Raw genomic sequence first — 22,882 nt, forward strand, 5'->3', positions numbered from 1 at the left:
AACGTCAACGGCAGTGTATCCATGACCTCCCCCGCCCGAGATGTCGCGCCGGCGACTTACACCATCAGCGAGCTGGCCGCCGAGTTCGACATCACCCCGCGCGCGATCCGCTTCTACGAGGACATGGGCCTGCTGGACCCGGCGCGCGACGGTCGCAACCGGGTCTACTCGGTGCGCGACCGCACCCGGCTGAAGCTGACGCTGCGCGGCAAGCGCCTGGGCCTGAGCCTGCAGGAGATCCGCCAGCTGGTGGACATGTACGAATCGCCCTCGGACACGGTGCAGCAGCTCACCGCCTTTCTCGCGATCCTGCAGACGCACCGCGACCAGCTCACGCAGCAGCTCGAGGACATCCGGGTCACGCTCGAGGAGATCGAGCAGCATGAGGACCGCGCGCGTGCGCTGCTGGCCGAAGCCGGCCACGGCGACGCAGCACCATGAAGCCGCGCGACCTGCTCGACCTGACGCTGCTGGCCGCGCTCTGGGGCGGCTCCTTCCTGTTCATGCGCTATGCGGTGCCGGACTTCGGCGTGGTGCCGCTGATCTGGCTGCGCGTCGCGCTGGCCAGCGTCTGCCTGCTGCCGCTGCTGCTGCTGAAGCGCCAGTTCGGCGCACTGCGCCAGCAGGCCGGTGCGCTGACGGTCATGAGCCTGTTCAACTCCGGCCTGCCCTTCCTGCTGATCGCCTGGGCCACGCTGTCGATCACCGCCGGGCTGGCCTCGATCATGAACGCGATGACGCCGGTCTTCACCGCGCTGATCGGCGCGCTCTGGCTCGGCGACCGGCTGGACGGGCGCCGCGGCCTGGGGCTGCTGCTCGGGCTGGCCGGCGTGGCGCTGCTGGCGGCCGACAAGGCGGATTTCCGCCCCGGCGGCTCGGGCTGGGCGATCGTGGCGATGCTGCTGGCCACCGCCTGCTACGGCTTCGCGGCCAATCACACCCGCCGCTACCTGCAGGGCGTGCCGGCGCTGGTCAATGCCACCGGCACGCAGCTGGTGTCGGCGCTGGTGCTGCTGCCGCCGGCGCTGTGGAGCTGGCCGGAGCGCATGCCCGGCCTGGGCCCGTGGCTGGCCACGCTGGTGCTGGGCGTGGCCTGCTCGGCGCTGGCCTATCTGCTGTTCTTCCGGCTGATCGCGCGGGTCGGCGCCAGCCGGGCGGTCACGGTGACCTTCCTGGTGCCGGTGTTCGGCACGCTGTGGGGCGCCCTGTTCCTGGGCGAGCCGGTCACCGCGTCGATGCTGGCGGGCGGCGCCGTGGTGCTGCTGGGCACCGGGCTGGCCACCGGCGTGATCGGCGGCCAGCGCAGCCCCTGATCACTTCGCCGCGCGCAGCTTCGTCAGCGCCGCCTGCGTCTCGTTCCACAGGTCCATGCCGACATTGACGCCGATGCTGGCGTTGACCCGCGTCAGGCGGTCGCGCATGCGCGCGGCCTCGGCCGGCGAGAGTTCGTTGATCTGCATGCCCTTGGCCTTGAGTTCGGCCAGCGCACGGCCGGCCTCCTCGCGGGTGTCCCTGCGCTCGAAGTCGCGGCTGGCGCGTGCGGCGTCCTGCAGCACCTTCTGCTCGGCCGGGCTCAGGCCGTCCCACCACTTCTTGCTGACGGTGATGATCCACGGGCTGTAGACATGGTTGGTCACCGTCAGGTACTTCTGCACCTCATGGAACTTGCTCGACAGGATGGTGTTGTACGGGTTCTCCTGGCCGTCGACCGCCCGGGTCTCCAGCGCCGAGAACAGCTCCGAGAAGGGCATCGGCACCGCGTTGGCGCCCAGGCTGCGGAAGCTCTCGAGAAAGACGTTGTTCTGCATCACCCGCAGCTTCACGCCGTCCAGGTCTTCCAGCTTCGTGACCGGGCGCTTGCTGTTGGTCAGGTTGCGGAAACCGTTCTCCCAGTAGACGAGGCCGACCAGGCCCTTGTCCTGCAGTTTGGCCTTGACCTTCTCGCCGATCGGGCCGTCGAGAATGATGTCGGCCTCCTTCGCGCTGTTGAACAGGAAGGGCGTGTCCCACAGCGCCATCTCCTTGGTGATGCCCACCAGCGTGGCGGTGGAGCCCACCATCATCTCCTGCGCGCCGCCGATCAGCGCCTGCTGCATCTGCGTGTCCGGGCCGAGCGCGGCCGATCCGATCGCACGCACCCGCATCCTGCCGCCGGAGGCCTTCTCGACCTGCTCGGCGAAGAACTTCACCGCACGGCCCTGGTTGCTGTTCTCGTTGAGGCCGTAGCCGAAGCGGATCAGGCGCGGCTTGATGTCCTGCGCGCTGGCCAGCAGCGGAGCGGCAAGGGCAGCCACCGCAGCAGCGGCGACGACGGCACGACGGATCGGATTCATCAGGTTCTCCTTCGGGACAAGGTCAGGGACAGGATCAGGATCAGGGACAGAGGCGATCAGCGCATCCACACCAGCGGCGCGGTGACGATCTGCGGGAAGAGCACGAACAGGGTCAGGATCAGCGCGTAGGTGATCAGGAAGGGATTGACGCCACGGATCACCTGCGCCAGCGGCATGCGCCCCACCCCGGCCACGACATTGAGCACCGTGCCCACCGGCGGCGTGATCAGGCCGATGGCGCCGTTGAGCACGAACATCAGGCCGAAGTAGACCGGGTCGATGCCGGCCTTGACCGCGATCGGCAGCATCACCGGCGCGAAGATCAGGATGGTGGGCGTCAGGTCCAGCGCGGTGCCGATCAGCACCAGGACGATCATCATCACCGCCATCAGCAGCCGCGGACTCTCGACCAGGCCACCCAGCCAGCCGGTCAGCACACCCGGCAGATCGGCCAGCGTGATCATGTAGCTGGCGACCTGCGCGCCGGCGCACAGGAACATCACCACCGCAGTGGTGCGCCCGGCATTGACCAGCACCGGCAGCAGCTCGGCCAGACGCATCTCGCGGTGGATGAACAGCGCCACCACCAGCGCGTACATCGCCGCCACCACCGCCGCCTCGGTCGGCGTGAACACGCCGCTCTTCATGCCACCGATGATGATCAGCGGCATCAGCAGCGCCCAGAAGGCGCGGCCGGTGATCTTCAGGCGCTCGGCCAGCGGCACCTTCGGGTCGGCCGGCAGGGTCATGCCGCGCAGCACCCAGCGCCAGGCCAGGATCAGGCCCGCACCCATGATCAGCCCCGGCACGATGCCCGACAGGAACAACGCCGAGATCGAGGTGTTGGTGGTCACGCCGTAGATCACGAAGGGCATCGACGGCGGAATGATCGGCGCGATGATGCCGCCGGAGGCCAGCAGACCGCCCGAGGTGGGCAGCGGATAGCCGCGGTCGCGCATCATCGGCAGCAGGATGGTGGCCAGGGCCGCGGTGTCGGCCAGCGCCGAGCCGCTCATCGAGGCCATCAGCACCGCCGCGCCGATCGCCACATAGCCCAGGCCGCCGCGCACATGTCCGACCCAGGCCTGCGCCATGTCGATGATGCGACGGCTGATGCCGCCGGCATTCATCAGCTCGCCGGCCAGCACGAAGAAGGGCACCGCCAGCAGCGCGAAGCTGTCGACGCCACCCACCAGGTTCTGCGCCAGCAGCTGCGCGTCCCAGAAGCCCAGCACCCAGGCCATGCCGGCGCCGGTCAGCACCAGCGCCAGGCCCATGTTCATGCCGATGCCCATCAGCACCAGCATGCCGACGCAGAAGACGACGAAGGCCTGCGCCTCCGGCGTGAGTCCGAGAAAGTCCATCACGTGATCCTTGGCGCGCGGGCGCTCATTCGATGTCGGCCGCGTGGCCGAGGTGCAGCGGCGTGCCGCGCAGCAGCTCGACCAGCGCACAGACGCCGATCACCGCCGAGCACAGCAGCGCCGGCAGCGGCAGCAGCGCCAGCGGATAGCCCATCACCGCCGAATGGCTGCCCCAGCCCACCGCCACCTGCTGCCACGCGCCCCAGCCCAGCAGCACGGCGGCCAGCAGCACCAGCAGCCGGATCAGCGCGGTGGCCAGGCGCAGGGCCAGCGGCCGCCCGGCCAGCATCGCCACCAGGCTGGTGAAGGCCATGTGCTCGCCACGCGGATAGGCCGCCGCCGCCCCGATGAAGACCATCCAGACGAAGAGCAGCCGCGCGAGTTCCTCGCTGGCCGCGATGCCGCTGCCGAAGCCGTAGCGCAGCACCACGTTCAGGAAGACCGCCAGCGACATCACCGCCAGGCAGGCCGCCACCGCCCACTGCGCCAGACGCAGCGGCAGCGGCAGCGGGGAAGACGTGTTCGAGGTCGGGGGCAGACTCATGGGCGGACTCCGTCGGCAGAAATCGGTGCTGCGACGACCGCCGCGCACAGCATCTCGAGCGGCTGCGTGGCCGACAGCATCAGCACGTCGGGCTCCAGCGCGGGGTCGGGCCGCTCCAGCGTGGCGAACTGGCTGTCGACCAGGCTGCTGGAGAAGAAATGCGTCGCACGCGACGCCACCCGGCGCAGCGCCTCGTCGCGGTCCAGCTCGAGAAAGACGAAGCGCAGGCCCGGACAGGCCGCACGCAGCCGGTCGCGGTAGGCGCGCTTCAGCGCCGAGCAGCTCAGCACCGCGCCACCCTCCTGCGCCGCATGGCGCGCCAGCTCGGCCCCGAGCCGGTCGAGCCAGCCGGCGCGGTCGGCATCATCCAGCGCGATGCCGCGGCTCATCTTGGCGCGGCTCTCGGCGCTGTGGTGGTCGTCGCCCTCGATCAGCGGCAGCGCCAGCGCAGCAGCCAGCGCCGCGCCCAGGCTGGACTTGCCGCAGCCGGCCACGCCCATGACGACGAAGGTGCGATGTCGGGAACGGGAATCGGTCATCGGGAAGAAGTCGTTCGAATCTCGTGTTTCGGGTCACAGTCCGGATCGCACATTGGACAGCGCTATCCGAACTGGAAAAACAAAAAGGCGCTCAGGGAGAACCCGTCTGCCGCCTTTGTTGGACAGCGCTATCCTAGAAACGCCATGCCACACTTCGCATCCGTGCTAACCCTGATCCTGCCTGCTGCATGAATTCCGATCCCCGCGCCTCCGCCCGCCGCCGCGCCACCGGGCGGGTCACGCTGGCCGATGTCGCCCAGGCCGCCGGCGTCAGCCCGATCACCGTCTCGCGCGCGCTGCGCGGCGAGCGTGCGGTCGACCCGGAGCTGGTCGAGCGGGTGCGCGCGGCCGCCGCCCGCCTGGGCTATGTGCCCGACCCGGCCGCGCGCGCGCTGGCCTCGCAGCGCGGCACGCATGTCGCGGTGCTGATTCCGCTGCTGTCGAACACGCTCTTCGTCGACCTGATCGAGGCGCTGCAGCACACGCTGCGCCCGGCCGGCTACCAGGCGCTGATCGGCATCACCCACTACGACCCGTCCGAGGAGGAGCAGCTGCTGCGCGAGCAGCTGATGCACCGCCCGGCCGGCCTGATCGTCACCGGCCGCAGCCACAGCCCGGCCGCGCAGGCGCTGATCGACGCCAGCGGCGTGCCCTGCGTGCATGTCATGGAGACGATCGACGCGCCCGGCGTGCACAGCGTCGGCTTCTCGCAGAAGGCGGCCGGCGCGGCGGTGGTGCGCCACCTGATCGAGCGCGGGCGCCGGCGCATCGCCTTTGCCGGCGCGCAGCTCGACGCGCGCACGCTGCAGCGCCTGGAGGGCTGGCGCGAGGCGCTGGGCGAGGCCGGCCTGCATGACGCGCGGCTGGAGTGGCTCAATCCGGCGCCGTCATCGATGGCGCTGGGCGCCCGGCTGCTCGAGCAGATCCTGGCGATGAAGCCGGCGGTCGACGCGATCTTCTTCTGCAACGACGACCTGGCGCAGGGCGCGCTGCTGGCGGCGCAGCGGCTGCGGCTGGCGGTGCCGAAGCGGCTGGCCATCGTCGGTTTCAACGACCTGACCGGCAGCGACCAGATGGTGCCGGCGCTGACCACGGTGCGCACGCCGCGCGGCGAGATCGGCCAGCGCGCCGCGCAGATGCTGCTGACGCTGATGCGCGGCGGCACGCCCCCGGAGCGCTGCGTCGACGTCGGCTTCGAGCTGGTGGTGCGCGAGAGCAGCTGAGGCGCCCCGGCACTTGCACGCTTGCACGCTTGCACGCTTCAGGCCGCCGGCACCGCCACCGGCAGCCGCGCCTGCGCCTTGATCTCGCGCAGCACCACGCTCGAGCGCACATGGGTCACGCCGGGCAGGCGGAACATGGTGTCGTGCAGGAAGCGCTCGTAGGCCTTGATGTCCGACACCAGCACCCGCAGCACATAGTCGCTCTGGCCGGTGGTGCTGTAGCCGCTGACGATCTGCGGGCAGGCGGCCACCGCACGCTCGAAGCGCTGCACCGTCTCCTCGGTGTGCGGCGCCAGATTGACCTCGGCGATCACGCACAGCGACAGCCCCGCCTTCTCGCGGTCGACGGTGACGGTGTAGCCGGTGACCACGCCGCGCGCCTCCAGCTCGCGCAGCCGCTTCCAGCACGAGGTCGAGGACATGCCGACACGCTCGGCGATCTGCGCCACCGACTGGCGCGAATCGCGCTGAAGCTCGTTGAGGATCAGCGCGTCGCGCCGATCCAGCCTGTCGGGCTGATCCGGACTGTCCATTCATCGCTCTCCGCAGCAATCGGAATGCCTGTTCTAGAACCAGCGATCCTGCGCGAAAGGAAAGAACGACGCTACCGGCATCGATCCCTAGAGTCATCCGGCATCAGGACAAGAACCGGAGACACAGGATGAACGCCCCTTTGCCCGCACACGCGCTGCTGCGCCCCGAGGTCAGGCTGGAGGACGCGCTGCTGGCGCACGGCGGCACGGTGCTGCTCAGCGGCACGCAGGCGCTGGTGCGGCTGCCGCTGATGCAGCGCGCACTCGACGACGCCGCCGGCCTGGGCACGGGCGGCTTCGTCAGCGGCTACCGCGGCTCGCCGCTCGGCCAGGTGGACCAGCAGGTCTGGAAGGCGAAGGCGGCCTATGACGCGGCCGGCGTGCGCTTCCTGCCGGCGATCAACGAGGAGCTGGCCGCCACCGCGGTGCTGGGCACGCAGCGCGTCGAAGCCGATCCGCAGCGCGAGGTCGAAGGCGTGTTCGCGCTCTGGTACGGCAAGGGGCCCGGCGTGGACCGCGCCGGCGACGCGCTGCACCACGGCAACGCCTACGGCGCATCGCCGCACGGCGGCGTGCTGGTGGTGGCTGGCGACGACCACGGCTGCGTGTCCTCGTCGATGCCGCACCAGAGCGACCGCGTCTTCCAGGCCTGGAAGATGCCGGTGCTGTCGCCGTCCAGCATCGCCGAGCTGATCGAGTTCGGCCTGCATGGCTGGGCGCTGTCGCGCTTCTCGGGCGCCTGGGTCGGCATGACCGCGCTCTCGGAGGTGGTCGAGAGCAGCGCCACCGTCGACCTGGACGCCATCGCCCGCGCGGCGGCGCGCTGGCATGACGCCGACACGGTGCGAGCGCGAACCGGCTTCACGCCGCCGGCCGACGGCCTGCACTACCGCTGGCCCGACCTGCCCTCGCTGGCGATCGAGCAGCGCCTGCACGCCAAGCTCGACGCGGTGCGCGCCTTCGCGCGCGTCAATCCGGTCGACCGGATGGTGATCGAGTCGGCGCAGGCCACGGTCGGCATCGTCACCGTCGGCAAGGCGCATGCGGACCTGATGGAGGTGCTGCGCCGGCTCGACCTGTCGCCGGTGCAGCTCGCCGCCGCCGGCGTGCGGCTCTACAAGGTGGGCCTGAGCTGGCCGGTCGAGCCCACGCGGCTGCGCGCCTTCGCGCACGGCCTGCGCGAGATCCTGGTCATCGAGGAGAAGGCGCCGATCGTCGAGGAGCAGCTGCGCGAGCTGCTCTATGCCGCGCCCGCCGATGCCCGGCCGGCGCTGATCGGCAAGCGCGACCGCTCGGGCGCGCCGCTGCTGAGCGAGCTGGGCGAGCTGCGCCCCTCCCGGCTGATCGAGCCGGTCGCGGCCTGGCTGGCGGCGCATGATGCGCGGCTGGACCGCCGCACCCTCGTCGTCGATTTCACCGTGCCGCGCCTGCCCGCAGGCGCACCCGAGGCGCCGCGGCGCGCGCCGTGGTTCTGCGCCGGGTGCCCGCACAACCTCTCGACGAAGGTGCCCGAGGGCTCGCGGGCGCAGGCCGGCATCGGCTGCCATTTCATGGCGAGCTGGATGGACCGCGACACCGAGGGCCTGATCCAGATGGGCGGCGAGGGCGTCGACTGGGTCTCGCACGCGATGTTCACCCGCGAGCCGCATGTCTTCCAGAACCTCGGCGACGGCACCTACTACCACTCCGGCTACCTCGCGATCCGCCAGGCGGTGGCGGCGAAAGCGACGCTGACCTACAAGATCCTGTTCAACGACGCGGTGGCGATGACCGGCGGCCAGCCGGTCGACGGCGTGACCAGCCCGGACCGCATCGCCCGCCAGGTCGAGGCCGAGGGCGTGGTGCGCATCGCGCTGCTCAGCGACGACATCGGCAAGTACGACGGCCAGCGCGAGCGCTTTCCGGCCGGCACCACCTTCCACGACCGCGACGCGCTCGACGAGGTGCAGCGCGAGCTGCGCGCCACGAAAGGCGTGACGGTGCTGATCTACGAGCAGACCTGCGCCGCCGAGAAGCGCCGCCGGCGCCGCAAGGGCGAACTGGCGACGCCACCGCGCCGGCTGCACATCCACCCCGGCGTCTGCGAGGGCTGCGGCGACTGCAGCGCGCAGTCCAACTGCGTCGCGGTGCAGCCGATCGACACGCCGATGGGCAGGAAGCGCCGCATCGACGCCTCGGCCTGCAACCTCGACGAGTCCTGCGCCCAGGGCTTCTGCCCGAGCTTCGTCGGCCTGGTGGGCGCCACGCCCCGGCGGCGGCGCGGTGCGCTGGGCGGCGCGACCGGCGCCGGCAGCGACTTCCGCCGCCGGGTCGACGCGCTGCCTGCGCCGGCCATGCCCGACACGCTCGGCGACGCGCCCTGGGACCTGCTGGTCACCGGGGTCGGCGGCACCGGCGTCATCACCGTCGGCATGCTGATCGCGATGGCGGCGCATCTGGAGGGCCGCGCGGCCAGCGTGCTCGACTTCATGGGCTTCGCGCAGAAGGGCGGCGCGGTGCTGAGCTTCGTGCGCCTGGCCGACCGGCCGGAGGTGCTGCATCAGGTGCGCATCGACGCGCAGCAGGCCGACGCGCTGCTGGCCTGCGATCTGGTGGTCGGCGCCTCGCCCGAGGCGCTGCAGACGCTGCGCCACGGCCGCACCCGGGTGGTGGCCAATCGGCACGAGGTGCCGGTAGCCTCGACGATGCAGCAGCCCGACGCACGCGTGCCGGTCGACGACCTGCGCCGCCGGCTGACGCTGGCCGCAGGCGACGATCGGGTCGACACGCTCGACGCGCAGCAGCTCGCCGAAGGCTTTCTCGGCGACGCGATCGTCTCCAACATCGTCGCGCTCGGCTTTGCCTGGCAGCGCGGGCTGGTGCCCGTCGGCCGCGCCGCGCTGGAACGCGCGATCGCACTCAACGGCGTCGCGATCGAGGCCAATCTGGCCGCCTTCGCGCTCGGCCGGCTGGCCGCAGGCGACGCCGAGGGCTGCCGCGCGCTGCTCGACCCGGCCGACGCCCTCTCCTCGCCGACCGGCCCGGCCAGCGCCCCAGCCGGTGCCCCGACCGAGACGCTCGACGCGCTGATCGCCCGCGGCACCGCGCACCTGAGCGCCTACCAGAACGCCGCCTGGGCCGCACGCTGGCGCCACCGCGTCGAGCAGGTGCGCGCCTTCGAGGCCGCGCTGCCCCCGCTGTCGTCGCCGCCAAACCCTCCGGACGACCCGCTCCGTCATTCCCGCGAAGGCGGGAACCCACCCTCCGCCGCCCCCCTGCCCTTGCCCCTCACCCACACCATCGCCACCCAGCTGCTGCGCCTGATGAGCGTGAAGGACGAATACGAGGTCGCGCGGCTGCTGAGCGACCCGGCCTTTCGCGACAGCCTGAAGGCGCAGTACGAGGGCGACTGGCGGCTGGAATTCCACCTCGCGCCGCCGTGGCTGGGCACGAGGAAGCGCCGCTTCGACGCGCGCTGGATGCAGCCGCTGCTGCGGCTGCTGGCGCACGGCCGCATCTTGCGCGGCCGCTGGCTCGATCCCTTCGGCCACAGCGCCGAGCGCCGCGGCGAGCGCGCGCTGCTCGCCGCCTACGAGGCGCGGGTGGACGAGCTGATCGAGGCGCTGCGCCAGGACGCCGCGCCGGCCCGGCGCCGGCTGGCGCAGCAGATCGCCGCGGTGCCGGCGACGATCCGCGGCTACGGCCATGTGCGCCAGCGCCACCAGGCCATCGCCCAGGCGCAGGAGGCCGAACTGCTGCACCGGTTCGACCCGGCGAAGCACCCGAAGCCGGCCGGCGGCGCGCAGGCCGGGCAGTTCCGGGGGATCGCGATCAGCGCCGCACGATGAGACGCATGCACCGCACCCGGCCGCGCACAATCTCGCCATGAACACCCTCGACGATCCCCGCCACGACCGTGAAGCCGGCTCGCGCCGCAGCACCCACGACACCACCCGCATCGACGACACCCGCATCGATGCGGTGCGACCCCTGATCACGCCGGCGCTGCTGCACGAGCGGCTGCCGGTCGGCGAGACCGCGCAGGCGCTGGTCGAGCAGGCACGCAGCGAGATCGCCGACGTGCTGCACGGCCGCGATGACCGGCTGGTGGTCGTCGTCGGGCCCTGCTCGATCCACGACCATGCTCAGGCGATGGAATACGCCACGCGCCTGAAGCCGCTGGCCGACGCGCTGCGCGGCGAGCTGCTGGTGGTGATGCGCGTCTACTTCGAGAAGCCGCGCACCACGGTGGGCTGGAAGGGCTACATCAACGACCCGCACCTGGACGGCAGCTTCGCGATCAACGAGGGCCTGGAGCGCGCCCGCGCGCTGCTGCTCGACATCCTCGGCGCCGGCCTGCCGGCGGCCACCGAGTTCCTCGACCTGCTCAGCCCGCAGTACATCGCCGAGCTGATCTCCTGGGGCGCGATCGGCGCACGCACCACCGAGAGCCAGAGCCACCGCCAGCTCGCCTCCGGCCTGAGCTGCCCGGTCGGCTTCAAGAACGGCACCGACGGCAGCATCCGCATCGCCGCCGACGCCATCCTGGCCGCCAGCGCGCCGCACGCCTTCATGGGCATGACCAAGATGGGCGCTGCCGCCATCTTCGAGACCCGCGGCAACGAGGACTGCCATGTCATCCTGCGCGGCGGCTCGAAGGGCCCGAACTACGGCGCGACCGACATCGACGCCGCCTGCGCGATGCTGAAGGCCTCGGGCCTGCGCGAGCAGGTGATGGTCGACCTGTCGCATGCCAACAGCAGCAAGCAGCACCGCCGCCAGATCGAGGTCGCCGAAGACCTCGCCGCGCGCATCGCCGCCGGCGACCAGCGCATCACCGGCGTGATGATCGAGAGCCACCTGGAAGAAGGCCGGCAGGACCTGGTCGCCGGCCAGCCGCTGAAGCACGGTGTATCGATCACCGACGCCTGCATCGGCTTCGAGCAGACCGAGCCGGTGCTGCGCCGGCTGGCCGAGGCGGTGCGCGCGCGCCGCGGCTGATCAGGCCTGCGCGTCGAGCGCCGCCGCCGCCCCAGCCGGGGCACAGCCCAGCACCGCCGCGAAGGGCTCGGGGCGGTGCAGCAGATGGCCCTGGGCAAAGTCGATGCCCAGCTCGCGGAGCTGCTCGAGCACGCCGGGCGCCTCGACGAACTCGGCCACCGTCGTCATCCCGACCACCTGCGCGATGTCGCGGAAGCACCGCACCGTCGCCAGGTCCAGCGCATCGCGGCCCAGCTCGCGGATGAACTGGCCGTCGATCTTCAGCACATCCACCGGCAGCGTCTTCAGATAGCCGAAGGACGAGGCACCGGCGCCGAAGTCGTCCAGCGCGATGCGGATGCCCAGCGCGCGCATCGCCGCCATGAAGCGCGCCGCATCATGCGGCCGGGTGATCGCCGCGGTCTCGGTGACCTCGAAGCACAGCACCTGCACATCGAAGCGGGCCTCGCGCACCAGGTCGGTCACATAGTCGCGAAAGCCCCCGTCGCTGAGCGACTGGCCCGACAGGTTGATCGCGACGCGCTCGGGGTGCAGCCCGGCGACGGTCGCCCGGTCCAGCTGCGTGAAGACCTGTCGCACCACCCAGCGATCGATGCGGGCGGCCAGCTGGAAGCGCTCCGCCGCCGGCAGGAAATGGCCGGGCGGCACCAGCGCGCCGTCGTCGCCGTCACGCAGCCGCAGCAGCACCTCGCAGTGCAGGCCGCCGTCCTGGCGGCCGATCGGCAGGATGCGCTGCGCGTGCAGCTCGAAGCGGTCCTCGTCGAGCGCCTGCTCGAGCCGACGCGCCCAGTGCATCTGACCCTGGTGCTGGCGCAGCGTCTCGTCGGTGTCGAACCAGAGGTGGACCCGGTTGCGCCCGGCCTCCTTGGCAACATAGCAAGCCGAATCGGCGGCCTGCATCACCGCATCGGCCTGGCGCCAGCGGGCATCCAGCGGCACCAGGCCGATGCTCGCTCCCACCCGGAAGCGCCGGCCGTCATGCACGAAGCGGAATTCCTCCATGCGCTCGCAGATCAGCTGCGCGACACGCTGCGCCTGATGAACGCCGCAGCGCTCCAGCAGCACGCCGAACTCGTCGCCGCCCAGACGCGCCAGCGTGTCGCCCGGTCGCACGCAGTCGCCCAGCAGCTGGCCGATCTGCAGCAGCAGCCGATCTCCGGTCGGGTGGCCGCAGGCATCGTTGATCAGCTTGAACTGGTCCAGATCGAGATAGAGCAGCGCATGGCGGGTGCCCTCCTCGCGCGAACGCTGCAGCACCTGCTGCAGGCGCCGGTCGAACTCGCCGCGGTTGAGCAGACCGGTCAGCAGATCGTGACTGGCACGCCAGCGCATCTCGCGGTCGAGCCGGCGCTGCTCGGTCACATCATGGAAGACCAGCACCACGCCGGACAGCCGCCCATGCACATCATGGATGGGCGCAGCCGAAGCCTCGATGCCGCATTCGTCGCCGCTGCGGGAGATCAGCCGCAGCGGCTGGCTGCCGCGCACCGCACGGCGCTCGGCCAGACAGCGGTGCAGGGGATGCATGCCGAGCGGCAGGCCCTGCTCCTCGTCGACCGGCTGGTAGACCGCCTCGACCGGCAGGCCCTGCGCAGCCCCATGACACCAGCCGGTCATGCGTTCGGCCGCCGGATTCATCCACAGCACATGGCCGGCGGCATCGGTGGTGATGACCGCATCGGCGATCGAATGCAGCGTGACCTGCAGCAGCTCGCGGCTGTGGTGCAGGGCCTCGACCGTCTGCGTCACCTGCCCGCGCAGCCGGGTCAGCTCGTCAGGGCAGGATGCGGTCAGGGTGTCGAGAATGTGCAGCGCGGACGTCAGATCGACAGGAGACATGGAGGGTTCAGGGATTCAGGACGGCAAGGTTGATCTCGTCAGCCAGGTACAGCACTGATCCACGGGCCGAGTGTGTCCGCAAATGAAGAAATTTCCGTTTCCGCCATTGTTCCTGTTATGTGAACAAATTGCGAACAAATCAAAAAATGATCAATCCTTTGAACATGATCAAACCAGAATCCACGCTGGCGGCGCTGCGGCGCGGCGATCTGGCCGGCGCACGCCGGCTCGACCTGCGCGGCTGCGGTCTCGAGCAACTGCCGCAGGAGGTCTTCGCGCTGGCCGACACGCTCGAGGAACTCGATCTCGGCGACAACCGGCTGAGCGCGCTGCCCGCCGAGCTGCCGCGCCTGCACCGGCTGCGGGTGATCTTCGGCTCGGGCAACCCGTTCACTGAGCTGCCGGAAGTGCTCGGAGCCTGTGGACAACTTTCGATGGTCGGCTTCCGTGGCTGCCGGATCGACACCGTTCCCGGCACAGCGCTGCCGCCGGCGCTGCGCTGGCTGATCCTGACCGACAACCGCATTGCACAGCTGCCGGGCACGCTGGCTGAACGCCCTGATCTGGAAAAGCTGATGCTGGCTGGCAACCGGCTCGAGGCCCTGCCCGACCTGTCCGCCAGCCCGCATCTGGCGCTGCTGCGCCTGGCCGCGAACCGCTTTTCCACCGTCCCCGACTGGCTGGTCAGACACCCTGGTCTGGCCTGGCTGGCACTGTCCGGAAATCCATTTATCCACAGACTTGTCCACAGCCCCTCATCGCCTGACATCGCCACGCTATCCCCTTGTCAGGTCGAGGAAGACCAGCTTCTTGGCGAAGGCGCTTCCGGACTTATCCACAGGGCATGGCTGCGCGAGAATTCGACGATTCCGGCCCACCCGGTCGCGCTCAAGCGCTTCAAGGCAGCGATGACCAGCGACGGCCTGCCCGACTGCGAACAGGCCGCCTGCCTGGCCGCTGCCGGCCATGCGTCGATCGTCGCCGCCGAGGCCCGGGTCGCCGATGCGCAGGGGCGCACCGAGGCGCTGGTGCTGCCGCTGCTCGGCCCGGAATTCCGCCCGCTGGCCGGCCCGCCGAGCCTCGCCTCCTGCAGTCGCGATGTCTATGTCGACGGTCTGGCCATGCCTGTGGACAAGCTGTGGATAATCCTGTCCTCGATCGCATCGGCAGCCGCCCATCTGCACCGCGTCGGCCTGATGCATGGCGACCTCTACGCCCACAACATCCTGTGGAACGGCGAGGATCGCGCGCTGCTGAGCGACTTCGGTGCCGCCAGCTTCCTGCCCGAGGAGGCCGGACTGCGCGCCGGCCTGGAGCGGCTGGAGGTGCGCGCCTTCGGGCTGCTGGTCGAGGAGCTGCTGCAGCGCGCCGACGATCCGGCCGACGCCCGCTGCACCCGCCTGGCCGCACTGCGCGAGGACTGCCTGCAGCCGGAGGTGGTACGGCGGCCGGCGTTCGGCGAGATCAGCGCGCGGCTCGGGCCTGCCAGCGCGCGATGAAGCGCTCGAAGCCGTCCAGCATCGGCTGGTAGCGCGCGGCATCCTGCTCCAGCTGCGCCAGCGCGGCGCAGACCGCCTCCAGCGTCGAGAGCTGGTCCGCCCGGCGGGCGCGGCGCATCGCACGGTAGCGCGGCGGCGGCAGATCCTGCAGGGCCAGCCGCGGCAGCGCCATCAGCAGCGGGTTGAGGTGCAGCATCTTCAGGCTCTTGCGCCAGGTCGCATCCAGCGCCACCAGCCGGGTCACCGCGCCGGATCCTGCCCGACAGGGCTCTGCAGACGGCTCGGCAAGTAACCGTAATTTCGTGTTTTCCACAGCCTGCGGCGATGTCGGCGGCATCGACGTCTGTGGATAAAGCAGCCAGGCGCCCGCACCAAGCCACTCCGACAGCGCCTGCGCATCGAAGCGCTCGCCGATCTCGAGCCGCACCCGTGCCAGACCGAGCGCCAGCAGCGCCACGCTGTTCTTCGCCTCGTGAGCCTCCAGCGGATGCTGCAGGATCAGCACCTCGATGCGGTTGTCCACAGGCGTCACCAGATCGCACAGGCAGGCGGACACCGGCCGGGCGCAGCGCGGGCAGAGCGGGCGACGGGGCGTTGTTGTGAGTAACTTTATTTCAGTCAAATCGGTCATGGGGACATGTCGCGGCCACGCGGACGCCGGCGGCGATCCGGCGCAAGATGACAGGATGATCCCAGCCTCCGAACCGATTCCGCTGTCCGTGCTCGATCTGGTGCCGATCGCCGAGGGCGGCGACGCCGCCACCGCGCTGAAGCAGGCGCTCGAGCTCGCCCGCCATGCCGAACGCTGCGGCTACCACCGCTACTGGCTCGCCGAGCACCACAACATGGACGGCCTGGCCTGCTCGGCCACCGCCGTGCTGATCGCGCACATCGCCGCGCACACCCGCACGATCCGGGTCGGCGCCGGCGGCATCATGCTGCCCAACCATGCGCCGCTGGTGGTGGCGGAGCAGTTCGGCACGCTGGCAACGCTGCATCCGGGCCGCATCGAGCTGGGCCTGGGCCGCGCGCCCGGCACCGACCGCGCGACGATGCGGGCGCTGCGGCGCTCGCTCGACAGCCGCGGCGAGGATGCCTTTCCCGAGGATGTGGCCGAGCTGATCGGCTACCTGGACGAGGCCCGGCCCGGTGCCCCGGTGCGCGCACTGCCGGGCCAGGGCACACAGGTGCCGATCTGGCTGCTGGGCTCGAGCCTGTACGGCGCGCAGCTGGCGGCCTGGCTGGGCCGGCCCTACGCCTTCGCGGCGCATTTCGCGCCCGACCTGCTCGAGCAGGCGGCCGAGATCTACCGCAGCACCTTCCGCCCCTCGCCGGCCTGCCCGCGCCCGCTTCTGATGGTCGGCACGCAGGTGATCGTCGCCGACAGCGATGCGGCGGCGCAGCGCCTGTTCAGCTCGACGCAGCAGCGCTTTCTCGGCATGGTGCGCAACCAGCGCGGCCCGCTGCCGCCGCCGGTGGACGACTTCGACGCACTGTGCAGCCCGCAGGAGCGCCGCCAGGTCGACCGGATGCTGGCCGAGGCCATCGTCGGCGCACCGCACACGGTGCGCTCCGGCCTGCGAGCGCTGGTCGAACGCACACAGGCCGACGAGATCATCCTGACCGGCGCGACCTTCGATCCGGCCGCACGGCTGCGCTCGCTGGAGCTGGCCATCGGCTGTGCAGAGCCGAATTGATCACAGCTTTTCAACAAGCTTGATCACACCTTGTCCACAGACTTATCAACAGGCTCGACATCAGTCGACATCAGTTTCATCAGGAGCATCTCCCGGTTCTGCGCCATCCTTGTGCAGTCGATCCGGGTCCAGAAGCTCGATGACACGCCGACGGCGACGGATCAGTCCATCCGCCTCCAGCCCGGCCAGCACCTCGTTGACCGTCTGGCGCGACAGCGACAGCATCCGCGCGAGCTGCTCCTGCGACAGCAGGAGTTCGCGGCGCAGCGTCGGCCGGTCGACCTGGTGATCGGCGGCCATCATCACCAGCCGACGGGCCACCCGGGCGCGCGGCGGCAGCATCTGCATCTGCTCGAAGGAAACGAAGACGCTGCGCATCTTGCCGGCCAGCATGCGGCCCAGATGTCGCCAGCCCTCGGGCTCGCGCTCGAGCACCGCCAGCATGACGGTCTGCGGCAGATGCAGCAGCACGACATCGGTCTCGGCATGCACATCGTGCGTGCGCGGCGAACCGTCGAACAGGCCGACCTCGCCGAACCAGTGCGGCGGCTGGACCATCGCCAGCAGCGCCTCGCCCCCGTCGCCGGTGCTGCCGACCCGCAGGATGCCGTCGGACAGGCCGTAGAGTCCGTCGGGCGGATCGCCGCGTGCGCACAGCCGCTCGCCGGCCCGCAGGAACAGCGGCCGGGCACGGCACGCCAGCTCGGCCTGCAGCGCGGCCGGCAGCGTCTGGAACCAGCTTCCAGGCGCGATCAGCGCGCGTCCGACCCTCGGATCGCCGAGTTCACGGTGCAGCATGTTCACGGTGCACCGCCTTCCAGGAATGATTGCGCATGGCCCCCCTCCATGCGGATCATCACTCGGCGGCAGCGGCGCGCAGCGCGTCCAGCGCCTGCGCCAGCTCCTCGGCCGCCACCCCCTCGATCGGCACGACCGGCGCGCCGGCCAGCGCCGCCGACCCTTCCGTCTTCAGCCGCTTGACCCACTCGCCGGCCTCGCGACCGCCCGCGAAGGCGCTGCTCTGCAGCAGCACGCGGCCGTCCGCGGCGGCGAGCTTGAAGTAGAACCGGCCGTCGGCCTCGCGGTACTGCTTGAAGACCGGCAGCGCCGCCTTCTCGGTCTTGGCCTTCGGGGCGGCGGCGACCGGCGCGCCGACCATGCGGCGCAGGCCGACCGCATCGCGCAGTGCGGCCAGCAGCGGCGCGGCCGTCGCGCGCGCCTTCGCGGCGCCGGCCATCAGCAGCGCCTCCAGCTCGGCCGGCTGCGCGATCAGCGCCTCGTAGCGCGCGCGCATCGGCGCGATCTCGGCGTCGATCAGCTCGAACAGGCGCTGCTTGGCCTCGCCCCAGCCCAGGCCGGCGACCAGCTCGGCGCGGAAGGCGGCGGCCTGCTCCGGCGTCGCGAAGGCCTCGAACAGCGTCACCAGCGCGCTGCTGTCCGGATCCTTGGGCTCGCCTGGCAGCTTCGAGTCGGTGACGATGCGCGCGATCGCCTCCTTCAGCGCCTTCGGGCCTCCAGCGAACAGCGGCACCGTGTTGTCGTAGCTCTTGCTCATCTTGCGGCCGTCGAGGCCGGGCAGCACCGCCACCTGCTCCTCGATCACCGCCTCGGGCAGCACGAAGAACTCGCGGCCGATCGCCGCGCCGAACAGGTGGTTGAAGCGCTGCGCGACATCGCGCGCCATCTCGATGTGCTGGATCTGGTCGCGACCGACCGGCACCTGGTGGGCGTTGAACATCAGGATGTCGGCCGCCATCAGGATCGGGTAGCAGTACAGCCCCATCGTCACGCCGGCGTCGGTGTCCTCGCCGGCGGCCGCGTTGGCGTCCGCCGCGGCCTTGTAGGCATGCGCGCGGTTCATCTGGCCCTTGGCGGTGACGCAGGTCAGCAGCCAGGTCAGCTCCGGGATCTCGGGAATGTCGCTCTGGCGGTAGAAGGTGACGCGCTCGGGGTCGAGGCCGGCGGCCAGCCAGGTCGCGGCCAGCTCCATGCGCGAGCGCTCGATGCGCGCCGGGTCGTCGCACTTGATCAGCGCGTGGTAGTCGGCGAGGAAGAAGAAGCTCTCGACGCCGTCGCGGCGGCTCGCGGCGATGGCCGGGCGGATCGCGCCGACATAGTTGCCGAGATGGGGGGTGCCGGTGGTGGTGATGCCGGTCAGGACGCGGGTGATGGCCATGATGGAAAGGGTCGGATCGTCGCAGTCGTTGGGTCGCATGATTGTCGCGGGATCGGAGCGGGGTGACAGAACCTCGATCGATCCAGATGGAAACCCTCGGGCTGCACACATCCGGCGACGACCGGAGCAAGAAGCCGGGTCAGCGCGGCGCGACCCGGTGCGGGCGAATGTTTCCGCCAGCTTGTCCCCGACTCCGGCACGGCGCCCGCGACGGTCGGCGCGGGGCATCATCCCGCCGTTGAGATGAGGAACCCGCGCTCCGGCGGGTTCTGCCGAAGAACCGCTGCTGGAGGAATGCCGCGATGTCCCGCTCCCCGTCGTCCGTCGACCTGATGATCGCCCCGGCCCGTCTGCCCCGCCGCGGGCTGCTGGCGCTGGGCCTGCTCGGCCTGGCGCCCTTCGCGCTGCGTCCGGCCCACGCGCTGGGCGAAGGCGAGGCCGCCCAGGGCCTGCGCGCCGCGCTCGAGCGCGGTGCGGGCGTGGCGGTCGACACGCTCGGCCGCGACGGCGGCTACCTGAACAACCCGCTGGTGCGCATCGCACTGCCCGAGGGGCTGCAGCAGGGCGCGCAGCTGATGCGCACGCTCGGCCAGGGCGCGCGCGTCGACGCGCTCGAGACCGCGATGAACCGCGCCGCCGAGCAGGCGGTGCCGCAGGCGAAGTCGCTGCTGGTCGGCGCGGTCAAGTCGATGTCGGTCAAGGATGCGCTGCAGGTGCTGCAGGGCGGCGAGACCGCCGCGACCGAGTTCTTCCGCGAGCGCACCCGCACGCCGATGGGCGAGAAGTTCCTGCCCATCGTCACCGCCGCGACGCAGCAGGTCTCGCTGGCGCAGAAGTACAACGCCATCGCCGGCCAGGCGCAGAAGCTCGGTCTGCTCGGCGAGCAGCACGCCAGCATCGAGCGCTATGTCACCGAGCGCGCGCTCGACGGCGTCTACACGATGATCGCCGAGGAGGAGAAGAAGATCCGCCAGGATCCGATCGGCACCGGCAGCAGGATTCTCAGGTCGGTGTTCGGCGCGCTGAAGTGAGCGCCGAGGCCGGCGACGGCCTCAGCCTGCCAGCGCCGGCGTCTCGCCTGCCGGCCAGCCGAAGGCGGTGTAGGCCTTGACGAACGGGCCCTTGAGCGCCGCGCCGGCCTGCAGCAGCTCGGCCTCGGGCGCACCGGCGGCCAGTGCCCGCGACAGCCGGGCCAGCGCACGGTCCTCGTCGGCCAGGCCCTGGCGAAGCTGCGCCTGCCGCGCCGGCGACAGGCCCCAGCGCGCCGGGTCGAGCTCCAGCCGCTCGATGCGGCGCCACAGCGCCCGCGCACGGGCGTAGTCGCGCTCGAGCGCCTCGCGCTGCGCCGGCGGCACCGCGCTGCGGTTGGCGATCGCCTCCATCGCGCCGTGGAAGGCGGTGAAGTCGTCGAGCGCGTAGTCGATGCCGAGCGAGCGCCGGGCCTCGAACAGCGTCTCGCGCACCCGCTCGAGCGTCTCGTGCGAGGCTTCCCAGCGGCGCTCGCCGACCTCGGCGGTCGCCCGGGCCAGATGACGGTCCACCGCCGCCAGCGCCTCGCGCCACGGGCGCGCCGACGGCGCCAGCGCCTGCAGCGCGAGGCGCTGCTGCGGCCACGCCTGCTGCAGGCGCTGCATCGCCGCGCCCGCGCGGGCCGGGCCCTCTTCGGACTTCGGCGCGGCGCCGGTCAGGAACAGCGCCGGAATGTAGAGCCCGTCGAACGCGACCATCGCCGCATGCGATCCCTGCGGCAGGGCCGCGCGCGCCGGGCGGGCGGTCGACAGCGCCAGGGCCGGCAGCGACAGCAGCGCGAGCGCCTGCGTCAGGCGGCGGCGCGAGACCGGCAGGGCAAGAGAGCGCGGAAAAGACGAGGCAGGCATGACGGACTCCGGCAGGACGGCCGCCGCCGGTGCGGCAGCCACTTCGTCAATATGCCCCATCGGGTATCAGGCGTCTTGATCGGCGTCACGCGCCGGTGTGCCCTCGGCCGGCCGGCCGGCGCGGTTCGAGCCGGCGACCAGGTCGAAGCGCAGCAGCCGGCACTCGATCGGGCCGTTCCACATCGGCACGCGCCGGCTCTCCTTCAGGCGCATCGCCTGGCCGAGCTTCGCGTCCGGCGTCAGCACCCAGGCGGTCCAGCCGGCGTGGTGGCGCTTCCAGTGCGCCGCCAGCGACGAGAAGAAGGCCTGCGAGGTGCCGCCGCCATCGAAGTCCTCGCGCACCAGGCGCGCGGCCTGGCCGGCCGAGCCGGTGCCCTTGGCGTCGATGCGCTCGCCGTAGGGCGGGTTGAGCACCAGCACGCCGCGCTCGGCCGGGCAGGGGCGCTGCAGCGCGTCCATCGTCTTGAACTCGATCGCATGCGCGACGCCCGCCCGCTCGGCATTGCGGGTGGCGAAGTCGGTCATCCGGAAGGACACATCGCCGGCGAAGACCGGCACCGCCGGCGCATGCACCCGCGCGCGCGCCTCGGCCTTCATCGCCTGCCAGGCCGGGGCCTCGAGGCGGAAGGGCTGCAGCCGCTCGAAGGCGAAGCTGCGCTGCAGGCCCGGCGCGATGCCGCAGGCGATCTGCGCCGCCTCGATCGCGATGGTGCCGGCGCCGCAGCAGGGGTCGAGCAGCGCGCCGTCCTCGGGCCGGCCATGCCAGCCGGCGGCGGCCAGCATCGCCGCGGCCAGCGTCTCCTTCAGCGGCGCCTCGCCCTTGGCCTCGCGCCAGCCGCGCTTGAACAGCGCCTCGCCGCTGAGGTCGACCGAGATCGTCGCGTGGTCCTCGTGCAGGTGCAGCACCAGCGACAGGTCGGGGCGGTGCGGATCGACATTGGGGCGCTCGCCGCTGTCCTCGCGCATCACGTCGCAGACGGCGTCCTTGATGCGCAGCGAGGCGAAATGCAGGCTCTGCAGCGGCGAGCGCACTGCGGTGGTGTCCACCCGCAGCGTCTGGCGCGGCGTGATCCACTCGGACCAGCGCACGCTGCAGGCCAGCTCGTAGAGATCGCGCTCGTCGCGGTAGCCGCCCTCGGCGACCTGCCACAGCACGCGCTGCGCCAGACGGCTCTCGAGGTTGAGCCGCATCGCGGTGGCGGCGCTGCCGATCAGCGAGACGCCGCCCCGCTCGGCGCGCACCGACTCGGCCGCACGCGGCGCGCCGGCGGCCGTCAGGATGGCGCGGACCTCGTCGGCCAGCAGCGGCTCGACGCCAGCGGCGCAGGGAAGAAACAGGGGCGAGGGGTTCAGGACGGCAGGCATGGCGCGATTGTCGCCGCCCCAGGCCGCCGCCATGCGGCCAGACGCGACGCAAGGAACAGATACAGCCGTTGCAGTGCGCCAGCGCCCTTCTTAAGCCAGCCGGAATCGAAGCCCGGTCAACCGCGACAGACTCTGCCGCGTCATAGAGACACCGGTGCGTCCTGCCTCTGCACCCGCCGCATCTGCAGCGCGCCGGCCCACCTTGCCTGGAGAACACGCATGAACAAGACTTTCCTCCGTCCCGCCTCGCCCGCTCTCGTCGCCACCGTCGCTGCCGCGCTGCTGCTGGGCGGCTGCGCGAACATGAGCGAGCGCCAGAAGGGCACCGCGGTCGGCGCGGGCATCGGCGCCGGCGTCGGCGCGGTGATCGGCAAGACCACCGGCGGCAAGGCCGGCACCGGTGCGGTGGTCGGCGGCGCCATCGGCGCGGTCGCCGGCAACCTGTGGTCCAAGCGCATGGAGGACAAGCGCCGCGAGATGGAGCAGGCCACCGCCGGCACCGGCGTGACGGTCGCCCGCACCGACGACAACCAGCTGCGCGTCAACCTGCCCGGCGACATCTCCTTCGACACCGGCCGCTCCAACATCCGCCCCGACATGGCGCCGATCCTGAGCAAGTTCGCGCAGGGGCTGGACGGCTCGATGAACGTGCAGATCACCGGCCACACCGACAGCCAGGGCAGCGACGCGATCAACAACCCGCTGTCGAAGGACCGCGCCGATGCGGTGCGCGACTATCTGGTCGCCCAGGGCGTGCCGGCCACCCGCATCAGCACCGTCGGCCGCGGCGAGCATCAGCCGATCGCCGACAACACCACCGCCGAAGGCCGCGCGAAGAACCGCCGCGTCGAGATCTTCCTGCGCGAGCCGGCCAAGACCGGCGGCTGAAACCGGCTGAGGCCGCCTCAGTCCC

The 22,882-nt window shown here is 71.3% G+C and carries 20 protein-coding genes; 9 read left to right on the top strand and 11 right to left on the bottom strand.

Features of this window, described 5'->3' with window-relative positions:
- The first annotated feature begins 21 nt into the window (after positions 1-21).
- The gene (locus NFT33_RS12370) at positions 22-441 is read left to right on the top strand and encodes a MerR family transcriptional regulator (protein WP_149505034.1); all 420 of its coding nucleotides are present in this window, start codon (positions 22-24) and stop codon (positions 439-441) included.
- Positions 438-1,313, top strand: a complete 876-nt coding sequence (locus NFT33_RS12375; RefSeq protein ID WP_251675694.1) for a DMT family transporter — start codon at positions 438-440, stop codon at positions 1,311-1,313. The genes NFT33_RS12370 and NFT33_RS12375 overlap by 4 nt, the downstream gene beginning before the upstream one ends.
- On the opposite strand, the gene NFT33_RS12380 is transcribed toward NFT33_RS12375, so the two are convergent.
- The 4 genes from NFT33_RS12380 to NFT33_RS12395 are packed head-to-tail and all read right to left on the bottom strand — an operon-like array spanning position 1,314 to position 4,780.
- Positions 1,314-2,333: a TRAP transporter substrate-binding protein gene (locus tag NFT33_RS12380; protein WP_251675696.1), complete on the bottom strand. Its 1,020-nt coding sequence runs from the start codon at positions 2,331-2,333 to the stop codon at positions 1,314-1,316.
- Between the two features lie 56 nt (positions 2,334-2,389).
- Positions 2,390-3,697: a TRAP transporter large permease gene (locus NFT33_RS12385; protein ID WP_251675698.1), complete on the bottom strand. Its 1,308-nt coding sequence runs from the start codon at positions 3,695-3,697 to the stop codon at positions 2,390-2,392.
- 25 nt (positions 3,698-3,722) lie between these two features.
- Positions 3,723-4,241, bottom strand: coding sequence for a TRAP transporter small permease (locus NFT33_RS12390; protein ID WP_251675729.1), 519 nt, complete (start codon positions 4,239-4,241; stop codon positions 3,723-3,725).
- Entirely contained in the window at positions 4,238-4,780 is a 543-nt protein-coding gene (locus NFT33_RS12395; protein WP_251675731.1) for a gluconokinase, read from the bottom strand. The genes NFT33_RS12390 and NFT33_RS12395 overlap by 4 nt, the downstream gene beginning before the upstream one ends.
- A gap of 188 nt (positions 4,781-4,968) precedes the next feature.
- Here NFT33_RS12395 and gntR point away from each other — a divergent pair, with 188 nt between their 5' ends.
- On the top strand, positions 4,969-6,003 hold the full coding sequence (gene gntR / locus NFT33_RS12400) for an HTH-type transcriptional regulator GntR (RefSeq protein ID WP_251675733.1): 1,035 nt from the start codon (positions 4,969-4,971) through the stop codon (positions 6,001-6,003).
- A gap of 38 nt (positions 6,004-6,041) precedes the next feature.
- On the opposite strand, the gene NFT33_RS12405 is transcribed toward gntR, so the two are convergent.
- On the bottom strand, positions 6,042-6,536 hold the full coding sequence (locus NFT33_RS12405; RefSeq protein WP_251675736.1) for an Lrp/AsnC family transcriptional regulator: 495 nt from the start codon (positions 6,534-6,536) through the stop codon (positions 6,042-6,044).
- A gap of 128 nt (positions 6,537-6,664) precedes the next feature.
- On the opposite strand from NFT33_RS12405, the gene NFT33_RS12410 reads away from it, so the two are divergent.
- Together NFT33_RS12410 and NFT33_RS12415 are read left to right on the top strand one after the other, a co-directional pair.
- Complete coding sequence (locus tag NFT33_RS12410; RefSeq protein ID WP_251675738.1) at positions 6,665-10,363, top strand: indolepyruvate ferredoxin oxidoreductase family protein; 3,699 nt, start codon at positions 6,665-6,667, stop codon at positions 10,361-10,363.
- A gap of 37 nt (positions 10,364-10,400) precedes the next feature.
- Complete coding sequence (locus NFT33_RS12415; RefSeq protein WP_251675741.1) at positions 10,401-11,516, top strand: 3-deoxy-7-phosphoheptulonate synthase; 1,116 nt, start codon at positions 10,401-10,403, stop codon at positions 11,514-11,516.
- Here the strand turns inward: NFT33_RS12415 and NFT33_RS12420 are convergent, their stop codons facing one another.
- A complete protein-coding gene (locus tag NFT33_RS12420) occupies positions 11,517-13,355 on the bottom strand; it encodes an EAL domain-containing protein (RefSeq protein ID WP_251675743.1) in 1,839 nt (612 codons plus the stop codon).
- 164 nt (positions 13,356-13,519) lie between these two features.
- Between NFT33_RS12420 and NFT33_RS12425 the strand changes: the two genes are divergently transcribed.
- Positions 13,520-14,854: a leucine-rich repeat-containing protein kinase family protein gene (locus NFT33_RS12425; protein WP_251675746.1), complete on the top strand. Its 1,335-nt coding sequence runs from the start codon at positions 13,520-13,522 to the stop codon at positions 14,852-14,854.
- Here the strand turns inward: NFT33_RS12425 and NFT33_RS12430 are convergent.
- On the bottom strand, positions 14,820-15,410 hold the full coding sequence (locus tag NFT33_RS12430; protein ID WP_251675748.1) for a tRNA-uridine aminocarboxypropyltransferase: 591 nt from the start codon (positions 15,408-15,410) through the stop codon (positions 14,820-14,822). The genes NFT33_RS12425 and NFT33_RS12430 overlap by 35 nt on opposite strands.
- A gap of 130 nt (positions 15,411-15,540) precedes the next feature.
- On the opposite strand from NFT33_RS12430, the gene NFT33_RS12435 reads away from it, so the two are divergent.
- Entirely contained in the window at positions 15,541-16,551 is a 1,011-nt protein-coding gene (locus NFT33_RS12435; protein WP_251675750.1) for an LLM class flavin-dependent oxidoreductase, read from the top strand.
- A 60-nt stretch (positions 16,552-16,611) separates the two neighbouring features.
- Here the strand turns inward: NFT33_RS12435 and NFT33_RS12440 are convergent, their stop codons facing one another.
- Both NFT33_RS12440 and NFT33_RS12445 read right to left on the bottom strand, forming a co-directional pair.
- On the bottom strand, positions 16,612-17,349 hold the full coding sequence (locus tag NFT33_RS12440) for a Crp/Fnr family transcriptional regulator (RefSeq protein WP_251675870.1): 738 nt from the start codon (positions 17,347-17,349) through the stop codon (positions 16,612-16,614).
- 58 nt (positions 17,350-17,407) lie between these two features.
- Positions 17,408-18,727 carry a tryptophan--tRNA ligase gene (locus tag NFT33_RS12445; RefSeq protein ID WP_251675752.1) on the bottom strand — a complete coding sequence of 440 codons (1,320 nt, stop codon included), beginning with the start codon at positions 18,725-18,727 and terminating at the stop codon, positions 17,408-17,410.
- 302 nt (positions 18,728-19,029) lie between these two features.
- Between NFT33_RS12445 and NFT33_RS12450 the strand changes: the two genes are divergently transcribed.
- Positions 19,030-19,758 carry a DUF4197 domain-containing protein gene (locus NFT33_RS12450; RefSeq protein WP_251675755.1) on the top strand — a complete coding sequence of 243 codons (729 nt, stop codon included), beginning with the start codon at positions 19,030-19,032 and terminating at the stop codon, positions 19,756-19,758.
- Between the two features lie 21 nt (positions 19,759-19,779).
- Here NFT33_RS12450 and NFT33_RS12455 read toward each other — a convergent pair whose 3' ends face one another.
- Both NFT33_RS12455 and NFT33_RS12460 read right to left on the bottom strand, forming a co-directional pair.
- Complete coding sequence (locus tag NFT33_RS12455) at positions 19,780-20,604, bottom strand: hypothetical protein (RefSeq protein ID WP_251675757.1); 825 nt, start codon at positions 20,602-20,604, stop codon at positions 19,780-19,782.
- A 66-nt stretch (positions 20,605-20,670) separates the two neighbouring features.
- Positions 20,671-21,969 (bottom strand): THUMP domain-containing class I SAM-dependent RNA methyltransferase, encoded by a 1,299-nt coding sequence (locus NFT33_RS12460; RefSeq protein WP_251675758.1) that lies wholly within the window; start codon positions 21,967-21,969, stop codon positions 20,671-20,673.
- 219 nt (positions 21,970-22,188) lie between these two features.
- Here NFT33_RS12460 and NFT33_RS12465 point away from each other — a divergent pair, with 219 nt between their 5' ends.
- The gene (locus NFT33_RS12465) at positions 22,189-22,857 is read left to right on the top strand and encodes a YiaD family glycine zipper/OmpA-like lipoprotein (protein ID WP_037483123.1); all 669 of its coding nucleotides are present in this window, start codon (positions 22,189-22,191) and stop codon (positions 22,855-22,857) included.
- Positions 22,858-22,882: the final 25 nt, after the last annotated feature.

Source organism: Sphaerotilus sp. FB-3, assembly GCF_023706025.1.
Lineage (GTDB): Bacteria > Pseudomonadota > Gammaproteobacteria > Burkholderiales > Burkholderiaceae_C > Sphaerotilus > Sphaerotilus sulfidivorans.

Bases quoted from the DNA above. Each gene is read 5' to 3' on its own strand.
- NFT33_RS12370 (WP_149505034.1), top strand. From the start codon at position 22: ATGACCTCCCCCGCCCGAGATGTCGCGCCGGCGACTTACACCATCAGC.
- gntR (WP_251675733.1), top strand. From the start codon at position 4,969: ATGAATTCCGATCCCCGCGCCTCCGCCCGCCGCCGCGCCACCGGGCGG.
- NFT33_RS12460 (WP_251675758.1), bottom strand. From the start codon at position 21,969: ATGCCTGCCGTCCTGAACCCCTCGCCCCTGTTTCTTCCCTGCGCCGCT.
- NFT33_RS12375 (WP_251675694.1), top strand. From the start codon at position 438: ATGAAGCCGCGCGACCTGCTCGACCTGACGCTGCTGGCCGCGCTCTGG.
- NFT33_RS12440 (WP_251675870.1), bottom strand. From the start codon at position 17,349: ATGCTGCACCGTGAACTCGGCGATCCGAGGGTCGGACGCGCGCTGATC.
- NFT33_RS12405 (WP_251675736.1), bottom strand. From the start codon at position 6,536: ATGGACAGTCCGGATCAGCCCGACAGGCTGGATCGGCGCGACGCGCTG.
- NFT33_RS12395 (WP_251675731.1), bottom strand. From the start codon at position 4,780: ATGACCGATTCCCGTTCCCGACATCGCACCTTCGTCGTCATGGGCGTG.
- NFT33_RS12425 (WP_251675746.1), top strand. From the start codon at position 13,520: ATGATCAAACCAGAATCCACGCTGGCGGCGCTGCGGCGCGGCGATCTG.
- NFT33_RS12385 (WP_251675698.1), bottom strand. From the start codon at position 3,697: ATGGACTTTCTCGGACTCACGCCGGAGGCGCAGGCCTTCGTCGTCTTC.
- NFT33_RS12380 (WP_251675696.1), bottom strand. From the start codon at position 2,333: ATGAATCCGATCCGTCGTGCCGTCGTCGCCGCTGCTGCGGTGGCTGCC.
- NFT33_RS12390 (WP_251675729.1), bottom strand. From the start codon at position 4,241: ATGAGTCTGCCCCCGACCTCGAACACGTCTTCCCCGCTGCCGCTGCCG.
- NFT33_RS12455 (WP_251675757.1), bottom strand. From the start codon at position 20,604: ATGCCTGCCTCGTCTTTTCCGCGCTCTCTTGCCCTGCCGGTCTCGCGC.
- NFT33_RS12435 (WP_251675750.1), top strand. From the start codon at position 15,541: ATGATCCCAGCCTCCGAACCGATTCCGCTGTCCGTGCTCGATCTGGTG.
- NFT33_RS12445 (WP_251675752.1), bottom strand. From the start codon at position 18,727: ATGGCCATCACCCGCGTCCTGACCGGCATCACCACCACCGGCACCCCC.
- NFT33_RS12420 (WP_251675743.1), bottom strand. From the start codon at position 13,355: ATGTCTCCTGTCGATCTGACGTCCGCGCTGCACATTCTCGACACCCTG.
- NFT33_RS12450 (WP_251675755.1), top strand. From the start codon at position 19,030: ATGTCCCGCTCCCCGTCGTCCGTCGACCTGATGATCGCCCCGGCCCGT.
- NFT33_RS12465 (WP_037483123.1), top strand. From the start codon at position 22,189: ATGAACAAGACTTTCCTCCGTCCCGCCTCGCCCGCTCTCGTCGCCACC.
- NFT33_RS12415 (WP_251675741.1), top strand. From the start codon at position 10,401: ATGAACACCCTCGACGATCCCCGCCACGACCGTGAAGCCGGCTCGCGC.
- NFT33_RS12410 (WP_251675738.1), top strand. From the start codon at position 6,665: ATGAACGCCCCTTTGCCCGCACACGCGCTGCTGCGCCCCGAGGTCAGG.